Origin of the sequence: Proteus sp. PR00224 (assembly GCF_016238105.1) — a bacterium.
Classification (GTDB): Bacteria; Pseudomonadota; Gammaproteobacteria; order Enterobacterales; family Enterobacteriaceae; genus Proteus.
Map to the genome: position 1 here is coordinate 198,449 of NZ_JAEHQU010000005.1, position 20,655 is coordinate 219,103.

Sequence of the window (20,655 nt, forward strand, 5' to 3'; positions counted from 1 at the left end):
TATGAAATGATATCGCTATTGACCCTATTCAATACAAATTGCGAAATATCTCTCACAATAAAAGTAGTTAACATTACAGCAGAAAACAAACATAAAAGAGCAGACAGGCAAAACCCATCTGCTCTTTATAATCAAAATCAATTAAGCAGCAACAACAGCCATTGCGGTTAATGCAAAGAAGAAACCTGCAATCGTCGCACTCATTAAGTTAGAGAGTGTACCAGCAAGTACGGCTTTCATCCCTAAACGAGCCACGTCTTTACGGCGATTTGGAGCCATTCCGCCTAAACCACCTAGCAGTACAGCAACGGAAGAGAGGTTAGCAAAACCGCACAGTGCAAAGGAGATAATTATCTTTGTTTGCTCTGATAAGATGATTAAGCCTGATGCAGCAACTTGAGCTTCATCTTGTAGATATTTGCTAAATTCAGAGTAAGCATAGAATTCATTAATAACTAGTTTTTGACCAATAAATGAGCCAGCAACGGTCGCTTCACTCCAAGGTACACCGATTAAGAAAGCAATAGGTGCAAAAACCCAACCTAATACTAATTCTAATGAGAAATTCTCATAACCAAACCAGCCACCAATGCCACCTAAGATACCATTGACTAATGCAATTAACGCAACGAAAGCAAGTAACATAGCACCGACGTTAAGTGCCAGTTGTAGACCTGAAGATGCGCCAGCTGCGGCCGCATCAATAATATTTGCTGGTTTTTCTTCATCGGTCATTTTATCCAGCGCATCTTTTTGATCGTCTGGCGTTTCTGTTTCAGGGATCAACAGCTTAGCAAAGAGTAAACCACCTGGTGCTGCCATAAATGATGCCGTAATCAAATACTCTAATGGCACACCCATGCTTGCATATCCAGCAAGAACAGAACCCGCAACAGAAGCAAGACCACCACACATAACAGCGAATAACTCAGAGGTTGTCATTCTTGCAATATAAGGACGAACAACAAGCGGAGCTTCGGTCTGACCCACAAAGATATTGGCTGTTGCAGACATCGATTCTGTACGTGATGTACCAAGGACTTTTTGTAAACCACCACCAAGAATCTTAATCACAATTTGCATAATGCCGAGGTAATACAGCACAGCAATTAAAGAGGAGAAAAACACGATAACAGGCAGTACGCGTAGGGCGAATACGAAACCGCCACCACCAAACAACTCGAACATTTTATCTGATACTAGGCCTGCAAATAGGAAGCTCATCCCATTATTGCCGTAATCAATAACATTCTTAACACCATCAGAAACCGCAAGAAGCACTTCGCGACCACCGTCGGAATAAAGAACAAATGCACCTAAGCCAATCTGAATAAGGAATGCGCCACCAACTGTACGTAGTCTAATTGCACGTCGATTGCTGGAAAATAGAATGGCTATCAATATTAATGTTGCCATTCCGACCAAGCTCATAATGAGTTGCATTGAAGGATCCCTGTTCACATAAAAATTTAATGGATTATCAATAATGCTCTAGCCTGAGATTATTGACTCTTTTTGCCAGATAATTATACCTAGTCCAGAAAAAGAACCCTCTATATCCATCACAAATAGCGCTTGAAAAAAGCAACACAAAACCCACAAATGAGAAGTAGATCACATAAATAAACCTAAAAAACGCACTTATTGAATAGGCTAATTTAAAAAAAATATCATTCGATTAACAAATGATGGCTTTAATCTTAAATAGCAGAAATAAATGAACGTTTTATTTGTATAAGTACAATTAAAATAAGGCGTATTTTTAATCTTTTTGATTAAATAAGTTTAGGATAAAGACGAGGTGTTATCTTTTAATCGGAATAATTGTAGGCTATTGAGATAGAGTTGCTCTGCGATCACCTCTGGTGATCCTTGACGCAGCTCACAGAGTTGGGAAAAAACGTTCTGAATACGCTCAGGGCGATTAGGTTCACCTTGAAAACCACTCACAGGCATATCAGGAGCATCTGTCTCTAATAACAGATATTCTAGTGGTAACGAGGCAATTGCGCGGCGAGTTTTTTGTGCTCGCTCATAAGTAATAGTTCCACCAACGCCAATAAAATAGCCTTGCTGAATAAACTTTTCTGCCTGTTGCAGACTTCCTGCAAAACCATGAATAACCCCTTTGCGAGGCACATCATAACGGCGTAAAAGTGCGCTTAACTTATCGTGGGTTTTACGTGAATGTAGGATCACAGGCAAATCAAATTCAATCGCTAGTTTAAGCTGTGCAATTAAAAACGCCTCTTGCTTCTCAGGCTGAGGATTATCCATATAGTCATCAAGCCCTATCTCTCCGATGGCAACACAACGAGAAGCTGTTTTTAATTTCTGTTTTAATTCCAAGAGATGCTGTTCAGTGTGCTCTTCAATATATAAAGGGTGTAACCCCAATGCACAATATAATTGATGATGATTATTCGCTAACTCTGCAACAACATCAAAATTCCAACGTGCAACGGCGGGAATAATTATTTTTTCAATATGAGCTTGATGTGCTAGTGACAAGCTGTTGGCAATATCATCATAAAAAACCGGAAAATCAAAATGGCAGTGAGTATCAATAAATTTATTCATTCTGAATTTGCCTCACGTCAGGATGTACGCTCCGAGTTCCTTGTTGAATAATAGAAGCATTCTCCGCTTTATCAGCCTTCGCTTCTTGTTCAAACAAACTAAAGACTTTTCTATCGTACTGTTTGAATTTTTTCTTAGAAAAATGCTGGCCAATTGTCGCCAGAAAATAACGCCCGCAACGTCTACCCACATGATAATCATGATTTAATGCATTTAAACGACTTCCTAATGCACTAGATTGCAATGTAGTTGGTGGATATATTTCAATAACAACAACATCTTCTGGGGGAGATTGGATAAATTTAATTGTGTCGGTATAGGTTTCGATATGGACTTGAGCCATCGCCATAAAGCGCTGTAAACGGCTATTTTCAAACCATTTTCCCATACGCTCAACCCATTCTGTTGTGTATTGATATTCAGAAGGAACGGTACGAACAACGACAATAGTACGACAACCACGTCGATAAGCTTCTCTCACAGGAATAGCATCGCTGATACCGCCGTCATGATAAACAACATCATGAAATAAGACACCATTACGATAAAAAGCAGGAATGGCACTGGATGCTTTGATTATCTCAAGCCAAGTCGGTTCATCGGGCTGAAAATAATTTGCCTGAAAATTATCAGAACGACTTGCCACCATATAAAATTCGCGACCCGCATCAAAACGGCGTAATGCTGTTGGCATATCAAGAGGCATTTCTTTAGCCGTTGTTTCTATATACCAATCAAGATCGAGTAAATTACCGCCACGAACAAAGCGAATAGGATTGAAGAATTGATTATTGGTTGTATAGCGATTAATAATTTTACGTGCATACCCACGCTGACCACAGGCAAAAGCAGATAAATTTTGCGCTCCCGCAGATACCCCAAGTAAAATATCAAAGGGATCAAACTGTGAACGCATAAATTCATCAAGAACACCCGCAGTAAAGATCCCGCGTTGCCCCCCGCCTTCACAAACTAAAGCAACTTTACCTTGTGGCAGTGATGATTGAAATTCGAGTGCTGTAATATTATTTAATGTGACAGGTATATACTTCCCCATAATGTCTCCTTTATACAACTTAACAAAGGATACCCTCACATTTTTTTGGCGTCATTCTTTTTACGTATTCATATAAATAATTTAGACAATATCTTCTTAGAATATGACGAATATAAAAGAAAATCATATTTATGATTTGATATTTACATCTGAGTCTACGCTTTTAACACCTGCAATTTTTTCAATAACTTGCAATATTTTTTCTTCTTGCGCTTTACTATCAACAAAACCTGAAAGAAAGACATGCCCAAATTCAGTACGAATAGAAATATTGTCACTATCGATATCTTGCATTGCCAATAGCGTATCTTTAATTTTATTAGAAATAGAAGTATCGCTTAGATTCTGCCCTGTGTTATTCGTTACAGTATTAATTTCGCTATACCACGATGTTTCGGCTGACGCGCCCATACTGAAAAAAGTTAAGCCCATTGACATTACTAACGCTAATTTTAGCGTTTTATATTGTTTCATTGCTCTCCCCCTAATCACAATAACTGCGATAGGAAATATGTGTATTTTTAATATGTGTATTTTTATTAAGTACTAAAAAATTTTAACAAACTAAGCTATTACACTAATAATCTATTGGCATTTAATAAAGCAAAAAATAACAAATAAAGACTAATCCTAATGATTTTATTCTATTAACAACCCATAAAATTATAAAAAATTTTACATTTATTTATAAATAAGTATAAAAACGAGTATAATTTTAGCAGAAAAAAAAAAGAGTAATTCCGAATGAAGAAGGGTTTTGGGCAGGATATTCAGGGTATACAAAACGAATTTGATAGAGAAATCGAGTATCTCACAGAGTGTTATTGTTAAATAATGTGCAATGAGGTAAAAAAACAAAAAAGGCTATATTAAAAATATAGCCTTTTCATTGAGTTAAATATTCAAATAACAGCACCCTTACTCTAAATAATTCAAGGTGCAACTAGGCGACAAGTGAATGAGTCGCTAGGAGCATACATCAGTATGTGACTAGTGCGAGTGAACGCCACAGTCAACAACGTTGCAGCTTGAAGTATGACGAGTAAGAACGAGTATTTAGTGTTCACGGGTCTGATGGAACTCAACCTCAGGATAACGCTCACGCGTTAAATTCAAGTTGACCATCGTTGGTGCGATATAAGTTAAATTATCGCCGCCATCAAGTGCCAAGTTTTGTTCATTTTTACGTTTAAACTCTTCGAGTTTTTTCTCGTTATTACATTCAACCCAGCGTGCTGTTGAAACGTTAACGGATTCATAAATTGCTTCAACGTTATATTCACTCTTCAGTCTTGCAACAACCACATCAAACTGAAGCACACCCACGGCACCTACGATTAAATCGTTATTTGCCAATGGTCTAAAGACCTGTACAGCACCCTCTTCTGATAACTGTACCAATCCTTTAAGTAACTGTTTCTGTTTTAACGGATCACGTAAACGAATACGGCGGAACAATTCTGGGGCAAAGTTTGGAATACCTGTAAACTTCAGGATCTCACCTTGAGTAAAGGTGTCACCAATTTGAATGGTTCCGTGGTTGTGAAGACCAATAATATCCCCAGGATAAGCATGCTCAACATGAGAACGGTCACCCGCCATAAAGGTTAATGCATCTGAAATTACCACATCTTTTTTGAGACGAACTTGATGCAGTTTCATGCCTTTATCATACATACCAGATACAACACGTAAGAATGCAACACGGTCGCGGTGTTTAGGATCCATATTTGCTTGGATCTTAAAGACGAAACCTGTGAACGTTTCTTCAGAAGCGGTAACTTTACGCACATCGGTTTCGCGTGGCATTGGTGCTGGCGCCCATTTTACAAGGCCATCAAGCATATGGTTAACACCAAAGTTACCTAATGCTGTACCAAAGAACACTGGAGTTAATTCGCCAGCTAAAAATGCCTCATGATCAAATTCATGAGAAGCACCTAATACTAATTCTAATTCATCACGTAATTGACTTGCTAAATCATCACCAATAGCTTCATCAAGCTCAGGGTTATCTAACCCTTTGATGACACGAGAATCCTGAATAGTGTGACCTTGACCTGTTTGATAAAGATAAGTTTCATCTTTCAGAATGTGGTAAACCCCTTTGAAGAGCTTTCCGCAACCAATAGGCCAAGTAACTGGGCTACACGCAATTTTTAATTCTGTTTCAACTTCGTCCATGACTTCCATTGGATCACGAATATCACGGTCGAGTTTATTCATAAAGGTCAGAATTGGGGTATCACGTAAACGTGTTACTTCCATTAACTTACGAGTACGATCTTCGACACCTTTAGAGGAGTCAATGACCATTAAACAGCAGTCAACTGCGGTTAAAGTACGATAAGTATCTTCAGAGAAGTCTTCATGCCCCGGGGTATCTAATAAGTTAACTAAGCAATCTGCATAAGGGAACTGCATGACTGAGGTTGTAATAGAAATACCACGTTGTTTTTCCATTTCCATCCAGTCAGACTTTGCATGCTGATTTGAACCGCGGCCTTTTACGGTTCCTGCACGTTGAATTGCTTGTCCGAATAACAACACTTTTTCAGTGATGGTTGTCTTACCCGCATCGGGGTGGGAAATAATGGCAAAAGTTCTACGACGAGCAACTTCTTGCTGAAAAATAGGATTAGACATCAATGGTGATCTTCTAGTTGATAGACGAGAGAATGTAAAACACTGATATATTGCTATAAGTAACAATTAAAGTGACTATAAAGACATTCAACCCGTAAGTTAATCTTAATTGGCGCTTATTTTCGCCTATCTTGTCAGTATAAACAATCAATGGTTGCGTAATTGGTTACCATTTCTACAATTTAAACTGCAATACTCGATCTTGTAACAGTTAATATTGTAACAGGAGCACGGCATGGAAGTGTTCAACACGACATAAATGTCTATTTTTTAGAAATCATATACCGAGAACATCTTTCAGCTTTTCTAGGGCTTGTGCATGTTTTTCATTCGGCATTCTTGCCAAATTGATTTGTTTCCATTTGATGGCAGGAAGCTCACTGGCTCCATCCAAGCTGAGTAAAGACCAATTGGGCTTTCGATTTTTAAAGGATAGCAAAAAAGCCTTTTCAATATTGGTCAGTCCTTGGTGAATGAGGTCTACTAGGCGCACCCTTACGGCTTCTAGTTCCACTAAACTGATCCTTTACTTGCCAATGCCATATGCTGAGGTACTGTTATTAGATACTCTGTATCCAACTTTCCACCTTTAGCAACAACACGTTTACCTGAGCCTAAATCGTAATTTTCTACATTTAACTTATCAAACCAAGGATAAGCTTGGCGTTTTGCAAGCCAAAAGAACAAGCGTTTGGCCTTTACGCTTTTACATGCTTTTAAGAGCGTATCAAGCTTTCTTGGAGATAAGTTCACCAACCCCTGCATTAACTCATCGGCATGTTCAAATGACTCACTTTCAGGCAAATCCACCAACACCTCCAATATGGCTTTTTCCGGGCATGAAAAATACACAGGTGGCAATTGCTCTTCCCATTTATACTCTTTAACAAATGCTCTATCTTTGAATAAGCTATCAGGCCAAAGTTTACTTGTACTATGCCCTTCGAACTTAATTGGTAATGACAGTCTCGCAAGCCAGGAGGGAAGCTTTTTCGCTGCATATAAATGAATATGAGGTGTACTCCCTAATGACAAATATTGTGACAAACCAGATATGGAAAGCGCTGATAATCCACCTACCACAACAGGCGGAAGTTGTTCATCTACACTTTTACCCATCATACGCTACATAGAAGCTACTACGCCTTCCCAAGTGACAGATCGGGAATACTGGCTGTAAACACCTGTAGCTAGTAGCAATAACGTATCGGTTTTGACAGCGTTATCTAATGAATGCGCACTCAAGCCCTGCTCTGCAAGCCATTTCTTTGTAGCTAACATGCCATAAGGTAAAAGAGTTTTAAGAGACTGTTTATAAGACTCTTTCACCGTTTCTCGCAGGGAATGACTAATCATTTCTAAACACCAAATCCTTTCTCTAGTTTATCTTTTTATCATTTTACGGCGAGAATCGCCGTATAATAGCCAATTTTTAAACCCACATTACTAAAACCTAGAAGGCTTACTTAGTTCAGTCTGCGAGTAACATCTGCAATGCTTTGGTTTGTTTGCTTTGTAAGAACCAATCTAACTATCGCCTCATAGAGTAACCTTGTTTTCATTGAAACTCTCAGCATACCGATGTTTACTAAAAATTTTACAAGTTACCTTTTTGAGCTACTAATAAAGCAAAGAATTAGCCTATTTATTTTCGGTTAAAATTGGGATTGAATATAAAAACCAAAATAAATACACCTTTATTTAGATTTAATTTTTCTATATTTAGAGATCAATCACTTTATTTAAAACAAAAATAAATACTCAATTTACTTATTTTAAATACTATTCACCTTTTTAACACCGTGATAATCACCTAGTGTTTTAAAATTAAACGATGACAAAAGTGAAATTAACTTTATAAATTTACATTAAGTAAAAATAAAGATAAATTTTAAATACAATTAATAAAAAATAAAATTCTAATACTTTAAATAAAATAAAAAACGCCTAATAGAAGGCGTTTAAAATTTAACTTAAATAAAAATTTAATTAGAAAGAAATAGGATAAGCCATGATAATCGCATCTTCATTCCCCGTCTTTGTTGGGTAATAGTTTTTGCGTTTCGAAACGAAATTAAATCCTATAGATTCATAGAGATTGAACGCTTTTTCATTAGATTCTCGCACCTCTAACCACAAGGTGGTGATATTTTTTTTCTCAAGTTTTTCAATTAGTTCTAGTAAAAGCGCTTTGCCATAACCTTTTCCCTGATAATCAGGATGGATTGCAATATTAAAAAGTGTTGCCTCATCTAATATTAATTGCGTAATTGCGAAACCTACAATAATATTATCAATGCAAATTTTCAGATTAAAATAATGACTTCCTTGGTTACTATAAAATGTTTCTTCACTCCAAGGGAATGAGTGACTTAATTTTTCAATTTGCCATGCTAAAGGTAAATCAGCAGGGTTTAAGAGTGAAATGGTCTTCATATTGATAGATTTGTTTCCAAAGATCGCGTTTTGCATCAGCATCAAAATATAACTGATGTAATGAAGGGCTTCTCAGAGAAGTATATTCAGAGGGAAGTATGAGATCAGTGCCTAATAACCAGCAGGGAAGATCAAATGATTCTGTGAGCATGCTCACATCATCTGTTGTAATACAATAGATTTCGTCTTTATCTATCCCCATGGCGCTAAAAATATCAGAGAAAAGCCCGTTATTTAGATCAACGGTATCATCAGTAATGATAAGTAAACGTGTTGTATCCGGAAATTGAACAGAATGCTCGCCTTTTAACACAGCAGGCTTACGAAGTACCCACTGACGAATTCCAAGTTGGGATAACATTCTGTCTTTACGGCTCATTATGCTTACCTATCAAGTGTAGAACAACGGTACATAGTATCAGAGGGCATAAACTACGCCAATAAATAGCGTCGGTTTCTTTATATCTGATATCATGCGTCTCATGTTTTTTAAGGAGTAATAATCATAATGTCCTCACTGTCCCCTGCTAGCGAAGTTATTCTTCGTCACCTAGATCATTTCGCAGACAGGCATGTACTTATTGCAGGTGATCTTCAAGATACTTTCGCGGCGCAAATTCAGGCGAAAAGTGTCAGAGCATATACCAACCAATATCACCAATGGCTACCATTACTAAAATCAATGGGTGATAACGTACTCTTTGGTTTAGTTGCTGATCAATCCTTTGTGAAATATTGCAATACCTTGATCTATTTTTGGCCTAAAAATAAAAACGAAGCCACTTTCCAACTGCGTAGCCTTTGCTCTAACTTACAAGTGGGTACTGAAATCTTTATCGTCGGTGAAAACCGTAGCGGTGTTAAAAGTGCCACAGAATTAATGAACGGTATCGCTAAACTTAAAAAAATAGATTCAGCACGCCGTTGTAGCTTATTTTTTGGTACTCAAACATATCAAACACTGTTTGACCGTAATAACTGGTGGCAAACTTATCGCCATGACGATCTTACTGTAATGGCATTACCGGGTGTATTTAGCCAAAATGCATTAGATGAGGGTAGCCGTTTATTACTATCAACTTTTGATGATGCAATGGTTGGAGATTTACTGGATATGGCATGTGGTTGTGGTGTTCTTGCTACTGTACTTGGCAAGAAAAACCCAATGTTGAAACTAACACTGTGTGATGTGAATGCTGCGGCAATTTCTTCTAGTATCGCTACCTTAAACGTGAATGAATTAGAAGGTCGAGTGATTGCGAGTAATGTCTATTCAGCAGTTGAAGAGACTTATGATTGGATAATCTCAAACCCACCTTTCCATGATGGTTTAGGTACAAGCTATGAAGCAGCTGAAGATATTATACGCCTTGCACCAAATTATCTAAAAAGAGGCGGTAAATTACGCATTGTGGCGAATTCATTTATCCCTTATCCAGATATACTGGATCATGTATTTGGCTCTCATGAAGTGCTTGCATCAACAGGTAAATTCAAAGTTTACCAAGCAACTAAAAAAGAGTAATCACAAGCCCTGTTATTTATAACAGGGCTTTATTTTTGGACTGATTTTAAGTAATGCTCCAAGGTGTTTTATTTTTCATCACCAAGATAATTTATTGATAAAAAATAATTGACGCCAAAAATAAAAAGCATAAAATTCGCCACCTATCTGCACAGATGATGTTGATATTGCGAGAGTGGCGGAATTGGTAGACGCACTAGCTTCAGGTGTTAGTGTCCTTACGGACGTGGGGGTTCAAGTCCCCCCTTTCGCACCAAACAATTTGTAGAGCAAAAATGATTGAGTAAAACTGCGAGGATGGCGGAATTGGTAGACGCGCTAGCTTCAGGTGTTAGTGTTCTTACGGACGTGGGGGTTCAAGTCCCCCTCTTCGCACCACTCAATGAGCCTTTATTTTTTCCTTGTAATAACACCCATTCGATTACACACCGAGTGTTCTTTTCTCTATCCATGATACGCGACTAAAAGTGTCATCAAACTGTAGGTTAATACAACGCCTGCGGGGATCATTACCCACATTTGTAATTTTTTATGGAACAGCATCAAGGTTGATAACAGCATTGAAACCACTAAAACCAGCGTAAAAGCGGATGTTCCTGCAATAGAATGCGTGATCACTGTTAGTAAAGAAGAAACCGCCAACATTTCCCATAAACTAATGCGAGATGTCCAAGACGTAACTGGAGATAAGCGCGTTGATTTAGCCATAATAACTCACCATTAATGATAATGATTTTCATTATTATATATAACACTTATGCTAAATCAACTTATATAAAGAAAAAAACTTACCTTATATCCTTATTTTTTAAATGGTTATGTGTATTCTTTAGTCTCAGGCATAAAAAATGCCTTATCATTTTCACGATAAAGCATTTCATTTTATTATGTTGTTATCATAGTCAATAAACAAAATTAAGCGTTATTTGGCTCGATAAAATGAAAGACTAAATGAATATCTTCAGGCTCTCTTTCATAAAGCTCAGGATCAGGAATATCAATTAAACGACACCCTAAATGCTGATAAAAATTCACGCTATTTTCAGAAGGTGTTGATGAGATATATAATCCACCAGCCCCTTTTTTCTTCGCATATTCCACACAATAATCAAATAATATTCGTGCTAAACCTTGCCCACGTTGCTGGTGGCTAACATGTAAAAAAGAGAGTTGAAGTAAAGTGCCATTTTGACCCCGTTTTTGTGGATCAACACTTGCCGCCGCGACCAACTGATCTTGTTTAAAAACACCCCAAAAAGGCGCTCCTCGATCAAAACTTTCAAGTAAAACAGGTGTGTAATGTTCTGATTCACCTTCTGGCCAACCTTTCATATCAAAGCGTTGCTCTGATAAAAGCAATATTCCTTCTTTTAAGACATATAGCTTTTCAATAAGCTCGGTTCTATCAATTGCCCATACTTGTGGAATTTCATTTCGTGTTAATTGACGAATAATGTATTTCATTATTAAACCTGTTCTGATGATGATTCACTTCGTTCTAGTACGTGATAAGCCACAGCACAGAACAAGGAATTCAACCGTTTCATATCACCGAGCAAACTGGTATGCAGTGAACTGGTTTCAATGCTTTGCATATTATGCAAATGAAGACGTTCTACATGGGCAAACGAGTAACGCTGGTTGAGTAAACGGAAACGATGTTTTGCTCGACGTAATTTACGAGCATGTTCCATGTTGCCGGAAACAAATACCGACATCGCCAGATTCAGATTACTTTGCAGACGCTCAAGGAGTGTCTGTAATTCACGACGTCCTTCCTCCGATAAAAACAAGTGGTGATTTAAACCTTTGCTAACCACTTCAGCCGACATACGCGCAATAATAGCGGATGATTGTTGTAAATTCATCGCTGTATCAATAATTTCAGCCCAACGTCGAGAATCTTCAGCTCCTAGATCATGCTGTTGAATTTGTGCCATATACAATTTAATGCTGCTGTGGAGTAATTCTACCTCTTCTTCTAACTGGCTAATTTCCCTTTTTTGCTGACGATCGCCTTCCATTAACGCAGTAAAACGTTGCAGCATTTGTTCTATAACATCACCTAATCGTAGTGATTCTCTAACCGCATTAGCAATTGCCAATGAAGGCGTATCAATAGCGGATTGATCTAAATAACGCGGTGCCATTTCAGAGCCCGTGGTCGGTAATTCAGGAATGAGTCGCTGACATAATTTCGCCATTATGCCGACAAAAGGGATCATCAAAATACAGCGAGCAAGATTATAAATAACATGAAAATAGATAACGACTTCAGCCGGTGAAAAGCCATATTTTTGTATTTCAGAAGCAAGATACGTTATCCATGGTAAAACAATCAATGCGCCAATCAGTTTAAAAAATAAGCTTCCCAACACAACTTGTCGAGAGGCAACGCTTTGTCCCCGACTACTTATTAATGCAAGCAACCCACTACCAATATTTGAGCCAATTACAATGGAAAGGCTGATATATAATGGCATTAACCCTGTTGCACTTAATGTTGCCGTTAACAACACTGCCGCAAGGCTCGAGTAACTCACCATTGCAAAGAGTGCCCCCACCAATAGCGCTAAAATAGTATCGCCACTGAGAGAGGTAAAAATAGCTTGGACTGCACTTGCGTGCATAATAGGTTCTGCCGATGCCACAATGAGTTGTAAAGCCAACAAAATCAAACCAAGACCAATGCCCACACGTCCTAGTTGTCCTACTCGCTCTTTTTTACGACTTAAAAAAGTAATAACACCGATAAGGATAAGGAGTGGCGATAACCAAGAGAGATCAAATGTCAGCACACGCGCCATTAACGCAGTACCCACATCCGCGCCTAGCATAATAACAAGTGCTGGTGTAATCGAAATCAGTCCTTGCGTCACAAAAGAGATAACCAAAAGTGCCGTCGCATTACTGCTTTGCACTAATGCCGTTACGCCCACCCCCGCAAGAAAGGCGTTGGATTTTTTATTAATACTTTTACCTAAAATTCGGCGTAAATCAGAGCCAAAAACACGCATAATGCCTGTACGAACAATATGTGTTCCCCAGACAAGAAGCGCGACAGATGAGAGTAAATGAAGCAGTGTCAGCATAGAAAAAATAACCTTATTCTTATCGTTGTTTGTTTGACTCTGTTCTCCTTCAATCTCATAAAAAAGAGAAAGACCATGAGCAGATAACGCTCTGAGAAAAGATATTTGCTGGTAATGCCTTAATAACACATTGGGTTATTAGACAAAAAGATATTGCAACTTAAGTGCAATAATCAATGGAGAAGTTGAGAATATTATATGGATTAATGTGTGAATTCTGCTAATTATAGCAGAGAAAGTGTCACTTTCAAAATCAGACTATAAATAACCTATTGATTTATTATCATTTTATTTTTAGCAGACTCAATTCTTAATAAAAAAACGCGACTAGAGGGTATCTCTCTAAGTCGCGCGAAAATACAACAATTTAGTAAGGCAATTCGACTACAAGTTCAGACAGACTATAAATTCAACTTGAACTTACTTCAGACCCATCGCATCACGCATTGTGAAAAACAAATCTGTTTGGTCAGTTAACCCAACCACATTAGCCGCATGTGGACCATAAGCGGCAACGCGTAATTGTGCTCCTGTATGCTCTTGAGACTCTTCTTCTGAGTTACCGTAATTCACCACCATAACCGCACCATCTTTAGTGATAAGTGCCTGTGTTAACCCGCTGGATTTCACATCAGCTTCAATAATTTGGCTTGAATGAGCATGATCAGCAGTCACGATAATCAGAGTGTCGCCGTTTTGTTTAGCAAAATCTAAACCGATTTGTACGGCTTCATCTAGCGCAACAGTTTCACCAATTTGTCCGCAAGGATTCGCATTATGATCTTGCTTATCGATAGAGGCACTTTCGACTTGTAAGAAGAAGCCATTTTCATTGGTTTTCAGCAAATCGATCGCTTTTTTGGTCATTTGTGCCAGTGTTGGCGCATTCGGATCAAGTTTAGCGTTAGGTTTGCACTCTAAAGGTGGGTTGTTTAAATTACCGTGGTAAGTCGCTTTAGGGCCTTCCCATGCCACTGCCATATTGCCTTCATGGAATAAACCTAGTACAGGCTTATCTTGGTTCGCAAGCGTAATCGCATCGAGTGATTTGGCATCTTTCACGATTTGATAACCACGCTCAATGGCTTGTTGCTCTAACGTTTTGCCTTTGTATTCACCCGCTACAGCCGTTTGAGCAAAACTTTTTGCTCCACCACCTAATGTGACATCAGCGCGAGTCACTAATAATTGCTCAGAGATAGAACCTCTACCGCCATTTTCCAATGCGTTTGTTGAGCATTTCTCTAAGGTTTCAACAGGGCCATAGCATTTACGTCCTGTTACATGCGAGAACAGAGCCGCAGGTGTTGCATCTTGAATTTCAGAGGTTGTCACGTTCCCTGTCGCCTTTCCATTGGCTTTTGCTAATTCCAAAATAGTTTGATGATCCTTACCAAACACATCAATCCCTAATGCACCATTATAGGTTTTCACACCCGAAGCCCATGCTGTCGCAGAAGCGGCAGAGTCTGTTACATAATTAGGTTTTTGGGTTTTTCTGTCTAAAGCGTAGTGTGTGTATTGACCCGTAATAGGTAAGGCATCGATACCTTTAAAGAAACCACCCGCACCTTCGGCATAGTTACGTGCAACGGTGATTTCAGAATCCCCCATACCATCACCAATAAAGAGGATTACATTTTTCGCTTGGTTATTATTTAAAGCGGCTTTTAATGCCTCAGTTTGATCTTGAGTCATACGGCGAGCACCGCCAAATTCCGTGATATTACCTTTTGCTGCACGATCTTGAGCTAAAATGGCATCAGCAGCAACGGGAGCAGCAAAAGAAGAGAAACTCGCGCCAGCTAATAGCGTTGTTACAATAACGGATAAAATAGAACGTTGGTAACGATGAGACATAGCTTTTTCCTTGCACTCTAAAGTAAAAAACAGGGTTAATGTTTTAAGTCAGGAAAAGCTTACGGCAGTTAAATGACAGAGAAATGAAGAGTAAATGCGATTTTGATGACAGCTTTATGACAGGTTGGTGACAAATCAGAAGCTTATGCCGTTTATCATCACTCATAAGCTCCTGTCATTATCAATATTAATGTTCTTTAGTTAATGCTTTCGCACCGAGATATAGCGTTTCACACCAAGAGATATAATCATGCCCACTTGCCATTTCTAGCGATTGAACTGGGTAACCTTTTTGTTCTAAAACCCGTTTAAGATGGCGATTATTACTTAAAATCCCCCCTTTATCACCACGGTTTTCAAATAACCCCGCCTCTAAGAAAAACTGTAATGGCTTTTTATCTGCTTGCTCAAATTGTCGAATAAGCCATTCAGGCTCTTCATTTTCAGGCGCCCACCAATAAGAGCCTGACATACTCAGCACTTTACCAAAGCGATCAGGGCGATTAAATGCCACCCATGAAGACGCTAATCCTCCATAACTCGAACCTGCCACAATGGTTTCTTCTCCTGATACGTGAATACCTTTCTCTTTTTCCAACCAAACAAATAATTCGTCGGCTAAAAAGCGATAAAAATCAGGATTAGGCGGTAATTCAATACTACGGCGATCACTATCAATGCTATCAACAAAGAGGATCATCATCGGCGCCAATTTCCCGTCTTCGATCTGCTTATCAAAAAACTGATCAATACCATATTGACGACGATAAGTTTGACCATCAAATAACACTAAGAGTCGAGGTACTTCCATTTTTTGAGCGGGCTGGTAAAGCGCTATTTCACGATCGTTATTTAAGAGCTGACTGTAAAAACGCACAATTTCTGTGTTGCCTTTCATTTTTCTATCAAGAATATCAGGCAATTGGCATTCACGTTGACTATCTAACGATAATAAAGAAAAGTGATTATAAATATCCTCAGATTTGCTTGGTGAATCTTGAGAATTCAGCGGATCTGCCTGTGCTGTGGTTAAAATAGCGCGACGTTGTTCGAATGGCTCTGCATTTTCAATGATAGGCACATCAGGCGCTAATTTATATTGCATTAATGTATCGTTAGGTACGATATAGCTACGATACCAAATATCACTATTGGCTAAATGGGTTAATGGATCATGATTACCCTCTGGTGATCCCAATAAATAGACATTCTTCTTTGCACCTTGCCATAAGAAAGTGACTAACTTTTTATCCTTATCATAAGGCTCAATAAGGGGTGTACCTTCATGGCGTACTTGTTGCCAAAATGCCTGAATACTTTGTTGATTGAGTTGTTGAGCAAGTGTTTGTAAACGAGGACTAATAGGTGCAATTTTCGCATCTTTATCTAAAGGTTGATAAGGCTGTGTTGTCAGTATGAGTTGCCATGATTTTCCCTTTTCACCCTGTGCAACTAATTGATAACTTGCGGTTTCAGGCAATAAAAAACGCACTTTTTGTTGCCCATCCGCAGGAATATCTTTTAATAAGCTACGGATATGTGTGCCATTTGGGGTTTCTAATCGCAGGTTTTGTATCCCTTTCACATTCAGTTCGGCATAACGTTGACTCTCTAGTTGCGTGGTAAAACACAACGTGTTGTTGTTATCAAACTGACCTGTTATTTCTTTGCCTTCGGTTACGGTTAAGCAATTGGAAAAACTAGGGAAAGATGCCATTAATGCACATATCATCAGAGGAATTCTCACTTTATTATTCTCGTTATAAACTATTGTGAGAAACAATAGTAATGATAATTGTTATCAATTCAATAAAAATTAAGCGTGTACAAATTTATAATAAATTTGACACCCCAGCGAAAAATAATAAAATAATCATTATCACACCCTATGTGATAGCAAGATAAAGTCAATAATTATAGGAGTTCGCTATTTATGTCTATCTTGCATATGAATAGCAATTAAATGAAGGTAATTATTATGTCTATAACGATGTCGCAAAAACTAGCTCGAGAAGGACTTGGTAATCCAGAATTATTTCAAGGTGGTGTTTATATTACAAAAAATGGTCAAGCGGAGCTTTTTGTACAAACAGCCGAAGAAAGACAACTGGAGTTACAAGAAAGAGAAAAAGAGCGTCAATCAAATGCTCTATTGAAATTGGTAATGATAGCGAAAGAAGATATAGCAAATGAGCAAGTTATGTCTCCTGAAGATGTCAAAAGAAAACTACGTGGATCTCGAACTTAATATTAGAGGTGCTTTTGAAAAAAACTGTAAACATTAGAGTATCAGAGACGGCTCTATGGTCATTAAAAGATGCGGAATCATTTAAACTCAGTTGCACCAATAACAGTGAAACCGCGGCTGTATTTATAGATCAACTTTTTGACTCAGCTATTGATGCTATTTCTCAAGATCCTACCCGTTATCGTTATAATGCAATGTTGGCAGATAAAGGGATCGCTATTCGTGAACGTATTGATGTAAACAGTCAGTTTCGTTGTTTATATGAATTCAATGAAGAAAATAATACGGTCGATATATTACTTTTTATAAGTACAAAACAAGATATTGAAGGAATGCTTTATCGTTGTTTAATATTGAAAAAATGATGAAAACCTCCTCAATCATTTTTGTTATTGAGGAGACTTTCTTTCTAAGTTAATTAACGTTAAAACGCTCCCATCAACGCTCTTCTAATGGATAGCTGCGGAAACTCCATAAGCCCAACGCTTTTAAGCCATCACGATAAATGCCCTGTATATCTGATTTGCTGGCTTTTTGTAATTCGGCCAATGGTTTATCAGGAGCGACAACCGTTAAGTAAGTAATATCACTTGGGCCACTTTGCCAACTTGCGATAGTGAAAATTGCGTCAGCACGACGAACATGGCTACCAGAGCTAATAATCACTGCTGTTTTAATACGATGTTTGGTTAAAGCATAGCGACTAAATAACGCATTTTCGACAGTTGTACGCGCATAGTTCTCTTGGAAAATACGTTCTGGTGCAATCCCATTTTTCACCAGCCAATCTGCCATTAACTTACCTTCAGTTTGGTGCGCTTTAGGTACGCCCCCAGTCACAACAATCATTGCTTCAGGCAATTGTTTAGCGACTTCTAAAGTTTTATTTAAGCGCTCAATTAAAATCTTATTCATAGTGCCATCAGGATTTAACGCATAACCTAATGTCACAATCGCATTATTATCTTTGGTTTTCTTCAATTTCGCTAAATCAGCAGGCGTTAATTTATCGCTTAACGGCATTTTGCTAACGCGATCAATTTGTGCAAAGAAACGACTGATTTCTTCTGCTTTTGCTGGATTTAATGATTTCAATTTATTGAAATACGCTTCGCTCTCTTTATCTTTACCTTCAAAACGAGTCCATGAAGTGACATAAATTAGCGCATCAATATCATCAGGAGCCGCTTCTAAAATCTGTTTATAAATCGTAATTGCGCGAGAAACATCATTGTTATAGATATAAGCACTCGCGGTACTAAATAATAAATCGAGGCGATAAGGTTCTAACTTATAAGCTTGCTGTAGTTTTTGCGCCACAATTTCCATATTGGATGGCAGTTTTCCCGTAAAGCCAGCATCAGAGACACGCGCTGGTGACTTAAAAGCATCTAATGCATCTTGGATCAAACTATCAACCGTTTGGCGCTGAGAGACATACTGTTGATAGCTATTATCTGGTTGATGAACTTTTTGGTAAGCCAATGCATTTGATGAGACGGTAAAACCTAAAGCAGCGATCGCTAACGAAATGACTGTTTTCTTGATATGAAGTGAAACACGGGAAGGTTGCGCCATTATCTTGTCCTTTTACGAAAAATAGTCTGCTTCTTCACCTGAGCGAATGAAGATAGAGAGTGTGACTCCCCACACCTAATGGCAAAAGAAATACACACCGATAAATCTATACCTGCTATCTATAATAGAGATCCCTGCATTAATTTTCAGTAATCTTTTTCACCTTATTGAAAAAAATAGCATTATTACGTAGATAGCTTATTTGACAGATTTTTTTATGTATTTTTATCTTTTGGTAAGTGATTTTGTTCTGATAGATCATCAGTGATAAAGAATACAAACGATCTATTCTTTAGAGGGAAGAGAGACGTTTAAAATTGAGTAATTATTTTTATTATTCAATGTAAAAAACGCCACTAATGGCGTTTTTAATCTTTATATTATTCAATATGCTTTGATTGCATCATCAATAATTCTCTCACTAATTCAACGCAACTTAAGAAACGTTCGTCATAATCAGGGGAATTAACTTTAATATATTCAATATTATTTTTATCGAGCATTTCCATCAGTAAGGTTTGGAAATAACGTCTCTCTTTATCACTGCCTAAACTACGCAAGCCATCTGCTACCCACGGCGTATTGTTTTCTAGCAAGATAACTAAATCAAAACGGTATTCATCAATCAGCGCTTGAACAAAGGGATGCTCTTTACCTTCATAACGTAAACAAAATGCTTGTGTGGTGACAAAATCCGTATCAACAAATGCCACTTTATTTGCATATTTAACAGCAAAATCAATATATTGAGCATGTCCCAATGCAATTTTATCGTAGTCAGAATATTGTAAGGCCATTTCATCCCCACCAAGGTGAGAAAACACATAATCACGACCATATTCCCATGCGCTGGTGGTATTGAAAATATTGGCGAGCTTATTGACTAACGTGGATTTACCACTGGATTCACCGCCTAAAATCGCCACTGTGCGCACAAAGAAGGGTTTTACTTCCGTTGGAATATATTCCCAATATTTAAATGGTGCTTGGCGAATTTGACTGCCACTGATATTCATAAATGAACGCTCAGGATCAATCAAAACCGTTTCAATCCCCAAGAAAGCATTATATTGATCCGCATCTTCTCGTTCGCTGGTATAGATAAAATCAGGGGTTATCTGCTTTTCTCGCAAAAACATTTTGATCCCTTCACTCCACATTTCCCAGCCATGGGGTTGTGGCTCTATACCGTGCTCGTCAAACTCATGAATACGAATATTTTTTTGATATTTAAAGGTTTGTAATAACCAACGCAATCTATCACTCACCGTTGGCTGTTGTGACATTGCACTGTTGATAAATAGATTTTTATCACGAGGCTCGTCATGACATAAAATGACATGTAATTCATCTACTTGGCTGCAAGCACGTTGAATTAAATAAATATGCCCCGTATGAAGCGGATAAAACTTACCAAAAATAACACCAATCGTTTTCTTTTTTACGGGATATTCTAACCCTAAAAATTGGTGTAAAGCCGACATCTTTTGAGCGCTGGGACTTTTGATTTTATTATTAATTAATTGGCTAAGATAGCCTTTTGTCATATCACTTTCATCAGCAACCTGTTGTAAAGTATAACCATTTTTTCTGATAGCCTGTTTGATATAATCAAAAGGTCCCATATTTCACT

Annotated in this window: 20 protein-coding genes and 2 tRNA genes; 5 read left to right on the plus strand and 17 right to left on the minus strand. The window is 38.0% G+C overall.

Translation table 11 applies throughout. The annotated features are described in order from the left end of the window. Positions 1-141: 141 nt before the first annotated feature. From JEP71_RS11010 to JEP71_RS11050, 10 genes are all read right to left on the minus strand, one after another. Complete coding sequence (locus JEP71_RS11010; protein WP_109372967.1) at positions 142-1,443, minus strand: NupC/NupG family nucleoside CNT transporter; 1,302 nt, start codon at positions 1,441-1,443, stop codon at positions 142-144. Between the two features lie 342 nt (positions 1,444-1,785). Continuing rightward, positions 1,786-2,580 carry a TatD family hydrolase gene (locus JEP71_RS11015; protein ID WP_198620707.1) on the minus strand — a complete coding sequence of 265 codons (795 nt, stop codon included), beginning with the start codon at positions 2,578-2,580 and terminating at the stop codon, positions 1,786-1,788. Further along, complete coding sequence (locus tag JEP71_RS11020; protein WP_109372965.1) at positions 2,573-3,637, minus strand: patatin-like phospholipase family protein; 1,065 nt, start codon at positions 3,635-3,637, stop codon at positions 2,573-2,575. Before JEP71_RS11020 ends, JEP71_RS11015 begins: the two co-directional genes overlap by 8 nt. 129 nt (positions 3,638-3,766) lie before the next feature. After that, entirely contained in the window at positions 3,767-4,111 is a 345-nt protein-coding gene (locus JEP71_RS11025; RefSeq protein WP_198620706.1) for a BON domain-containing protein, read from the minus strand. A gap of 582 nt (positions 4,112-4,693) precedes the next feature. Then, the gene (gene prfC / locus JEP71_RS11030) at positions 4,694-6,283 is read right to left on the minus strand and encodes a peptide chain release factor 3 (protein WP_109374372.1); all 1,590 of its coding nucleotides are present in this window, start codon (positions 6,281-6,283) and stop codon (positions 4,694-4,696) included. A gap of 277 nt (positions 6,284-6,560) precedes the next feature. Further along, entirely contained in the window at positions 6,561-6,797 is a 237-nt protein-coding gene (locus JEP71_RS11035; protein ID WP_196564177.1) for a hypothetical protein, read from the minus strand. Further along, positions 6,797-7,405, minus strand: a complete 609-nt coding sequence (locus JEP71_RS11040; protein ID WP_232797590.1) for a type IV toxin-antitoxin system AbiEi family antitoxin domain-containing protein — start codon at positions 7,403-7,405, stop codon at positions 6,797-6,799. Before JEP71_RS11040 ends, JEP71_RS11035 begins: the two co-directional genes overlap by 1 nt. Positions 7,406-7,408: 3 nt before the next feature. Continuing rightward, the gene (locus JEP71_RS17550) at positions 7,409-7,639 is read right to left on the minus strand and encodes an AbiEi antitoxin N-terminal domain-containing protein (protein ID WP_232797591.1); all 231 of its coding nucleotides are present in this window, start codon (positions 7,637-7,639) and stop codon (positions 7,409-7,411) included. Positions 7,640-8,272: 633 nt separating this feature from the next. Continuing rightward, positions 8,273-8,719, minus strand: coding sequence for a ribosomal protein S18-alanine N-acetyltransferase (gene rimI / locus JEP71_RS11045; RefSeq protein ID WP_109374374.1), 447 nt, complete (start codon positions 8,717-8,719; stop codon positions 8,273-8,275). Beyond that, entirely contained in the window at positions 8,688-9,098 is a 411-nt protein-coding gene (locus JEP71_RS11050) for a DNA polymerase III subunit psi (RefSeq protein ID WP_023582915.1), read from the minus strand. The genes rimI and JEP71_RS11050 overlap by 32 nt, the downstream gene beginning before the upstream one ends. Positions 9,099-9,227: 129 nt before the next feature. Between JEP71_RS11050 and rsmC the strand changes: the two genes are divergently transcribed. The 3 genes from rsmC to JEP71_RS11065 all read left to right on the plus strand — a co-directional run bounded on the left by rsmC (position 9,228) and on the right by JEP71_RS11065 (position 10,622). Continuing rightward, on the plus strand, positions 9,228-10,244 hold the full coding sequence (rsmC, locus tag JEP71_RS11055) for a 16S rRNA (guanine(1207)-N(2))-methyltransferase RsmC (RefSeq protein WP_198620704.1): 1,017 nt from the start codon (positions 9,228-9,230) through the stop codon (positions 10,242-10,244). Positions 10,245-10,413: 169 nt separating this feature from the next. After that, positions 10,414-10,500 (plus strand) — tRNA-Leu (locus tag JEP71_RS11060). Between the two features lie 35 nt (positions 10,501-10,535). Next, positions 10,536-10,622: transfer RNA gene (locus tag JEP71_RS11065), tRNA-Leu, on the plus strand. A gap of 66 nt (positions 10,623-10,688) precedes the next feature. On the opposite strand, the gene JEP71_RS11070 is transcribed toward JEP71_RS11065, so the two are convergent. The 5 genes from JEP71_RS11070 to JEP71_RS11090 form a co-directional block, all read right to left on the minus strand. Continuing rightward, positions 10,689-10,952 carry a DUF1435 family protein gene (locus JEP71_RS11070; protein ID WP_198620703.1) on the minus strand — a complete coding sequence of 88 codons (264 nt, stop codon included), beginning with the start codon at positions 10,950-10,952 and terminating at the stop codon, positions 10,689-10,691. 207 nt (positions 10,953-11,159) lie between these two features. Then, positions 11,160-11,708, minus strand: a complete 549-nt coding sequence (locus JEP71_RS11075) for a GNAT family N-acetyltransferase (protein ID WP_198620702.1) — start codon at positions 11,706-11,708, stop codon at positions 11,160-11,162. 2 nt (positions 11,709-11,710) lie between these two features. Beyond that, positions 11,711-13,336: a Na/Pi cotransporter family protein gene (locus JEP71_RS11080; RefSeq protein WP_198626230.1), complete on the minus strand. Its 1,626-nt coding sequence runs from the start codon at positions 13,334-13,336 to the stop codon at positions 11,711-11,713. Between the two features lie 420 nt (positions 13,337-13,756). Beyond that, positions 13,757-15,196 (minus strand): alkaline phosphatase, encoded by a 1,440-nt coding sequence (gene phoA, locus JEP71_RS11085; protein WP_196532858.1) that lies wholly within the window; start codon positions 15,194-15,196, stop codon positions 13,757-13,759. Between the two features lie 187 nt (positions 15,197-15,383). Continuing rightward, complete coding sequence (locus JEP71_RS11090; protein ID WP_332872273.1) at positions 15,384-16,943, minus strand: alpha/beta hydrolase-fold protein; 1,560 nt, start codon at positions 16,941-16,943, stop codon at positions 15,384-15,386. A 231-nt stretch (positions 16,944-17,174) separates the two neighbouring features. On the opposite strand from JEP71_RS11090, the gene JEP71_RS11095 reads away from it, so the two are divergent. Beyond that, positions 17,175-17,444: a hypothetical protein gene (locus JEP71_RS11095; protein WP_072069015.1), complete on the plus strand. Its 270-nt coding sequence runs from the start codon at positions 17,175-17,177 to the stop codon at positions 17,442-17,444. 14 nt (positions 17,445-17,458) lie between these two features. Continuing rightward, a complete protein-coding gene (locus tag JEP71_RS11100) occupies positions 17,459-17,809 on the plus strand; it encodes a type II toxin-antitoxin system RelE/ParE family toxin (RefSeq protein ID WP_198620701.1) in 351 nt (116 codons plus the stop codon). Between the two features lie 73 nt (positions 17,810-17,882). Here the strand turns inward: JEP71_RS11100 and JEP71_RS11105 are convergent, their stop codons facing one another. After that, complete coding sequence (locus JEP71_RS11105; RefSeq protein WP_198620698.1) at positions 17,883-19,022, minus strand: ElyC/SanA/YdcF family protein; 1,140 nt, start codon at positions 19,020-19,022, stop codon at positions 17,883-17,885. A gap of 380 nt (positions 19,023-19,402) precedes the next feature. Next, the gene (gene nadR, locus JEP71_RS11110; protein ID WP_109374384.1) at positions 19,403-20,647 is read right to left on the minus strand and encodes a multifunctional transcriptional regulator/nicotinamide-nucleotide adenylyltransferase/ribosylnicotinamide kinase NadR; all 1,245 of its coding nucleotides are present in this window, start codon (positions 20,645-20,647) and stop codon (positions 19,403-19,405) included. Positions 20,648-20,655: the final 8 nt, after the last annotated feature.

Bases quoted from the DNA above. Each gene is read 5' to 3' on its own strand.
- JEP71_RS11020 (WP_109372965.1), bottom strand. From the start codon at position 3,637: ATGGGGAAGTATATACCTGTCACATTAAATAATATTACAGCACTCGAA.
- JEP71_RS11015 (WP_198620707.1), bottom strand. From the start codon at position 2,580: ATGAATAAATTTATTGATACTCACTGCCATTTTGATTTTCCGGTTTTT.
- nadR (WP_109374384.1), bottom strand. From the start codon at position 20,647: ATGGGACCTTTTGATTATATCAAACAGGCTATCAGAAAAAATGGTTAT.
- JEP71_RS17550 (WP_232797591.1), bottom strand. From the start codon at position 7,639: ATGATTAGTCATTCCCTGCGAGAAACGGTGAAAGAGTCTTATAAACAG.
- JEP71_RS11095 (WP_072069015.1), top strand. From the start codon at position 17,175: ATGTCTATAACGATGTCGCAAAAACTAGCTCGAGAAGGACTTGGTAAT.
- prfC (WP_109374372.1), bottom strand. From the start codon at position 6,283: ATGTCTAATCCTATTTTTCAGCAAGAAGTTGCTCGTCGTAGAACTTTT.
- JEP71_RS11025 (WP_198620706.1), bottom strand. From the start codon at position 4,111: ATGAAACAATATAAAACGCTAAAATTAGCGTTAGTAATGTCAATGGGC.
- JEP71_RS11105 (WP_198620698.1), bottom strand. From the start codon at position 19,022: ATGGCGCAACCTTCCCGTGTTTCACTTCATATCAAGAAAACAGTCATT.
- JEP71_RS11040 (WP_232797590.1), bottom strand. From the start codon at position 7,405: ATGATGGGTAAAAGTGTAGATGAACAACTTCCGCCTGTTGTGGTAGGT.
- JEP71_RS11050 (WP_023582915.1), bottom strand. From the start codon at position 9,098: ATGAGCCGTAAAGACAGAATGTTATCCCAACTTGGAATTCGTCAGTGG.
- phoA (WP_196532858.1), bottom strand. From the start codon at position 15,196: ATGTCTCATCGTTACCAACGTTCTATTTTATCCGTTATTGTAACAACG.
- JEP71_RS11070 (WP_198620703.1), bottom strand. From the start codon at position 10,952: ATGGCTAAATCAACGCGCTTATCTCCAGTTACGTCTTGGACATCTCGC.
- rsmC (WP_198620704.1), top strand. From the start codon at position 9,228: ATGTCCTCACTGTCCCCTGCTAGCGAAGTTATTCTTCGTCACCTAGAT.
- JEP71_RS11075 (WP_198620702.1), bottom strand. From the start codon at position 11,708: ATGAAATACATTATTCGTCAATTAACACGAAATGAAATTCCACAAGTA.
- JEP71_RS11010 (WP_109372967.1), bottom strand. From the start codon at position 1,443: ATGCAACTCATTATGAGCTTGGTCGGAATGGCAACATTAATATTGATA.
- rimI (WP_109374374.1), bottom strand. From the start codon at position 8,719: ATGAAGACCATTTCACTCTTAAACCCTGCTGATTTACCTTTAGCATGG.
- JEP71_RS11080 (WP_198626230.1), bottom strand. From the start codon at position 13,336: ATGCTGACACTGCTTCATTTACTCTCATCTGTCGCGCTTCTTGTCTGG.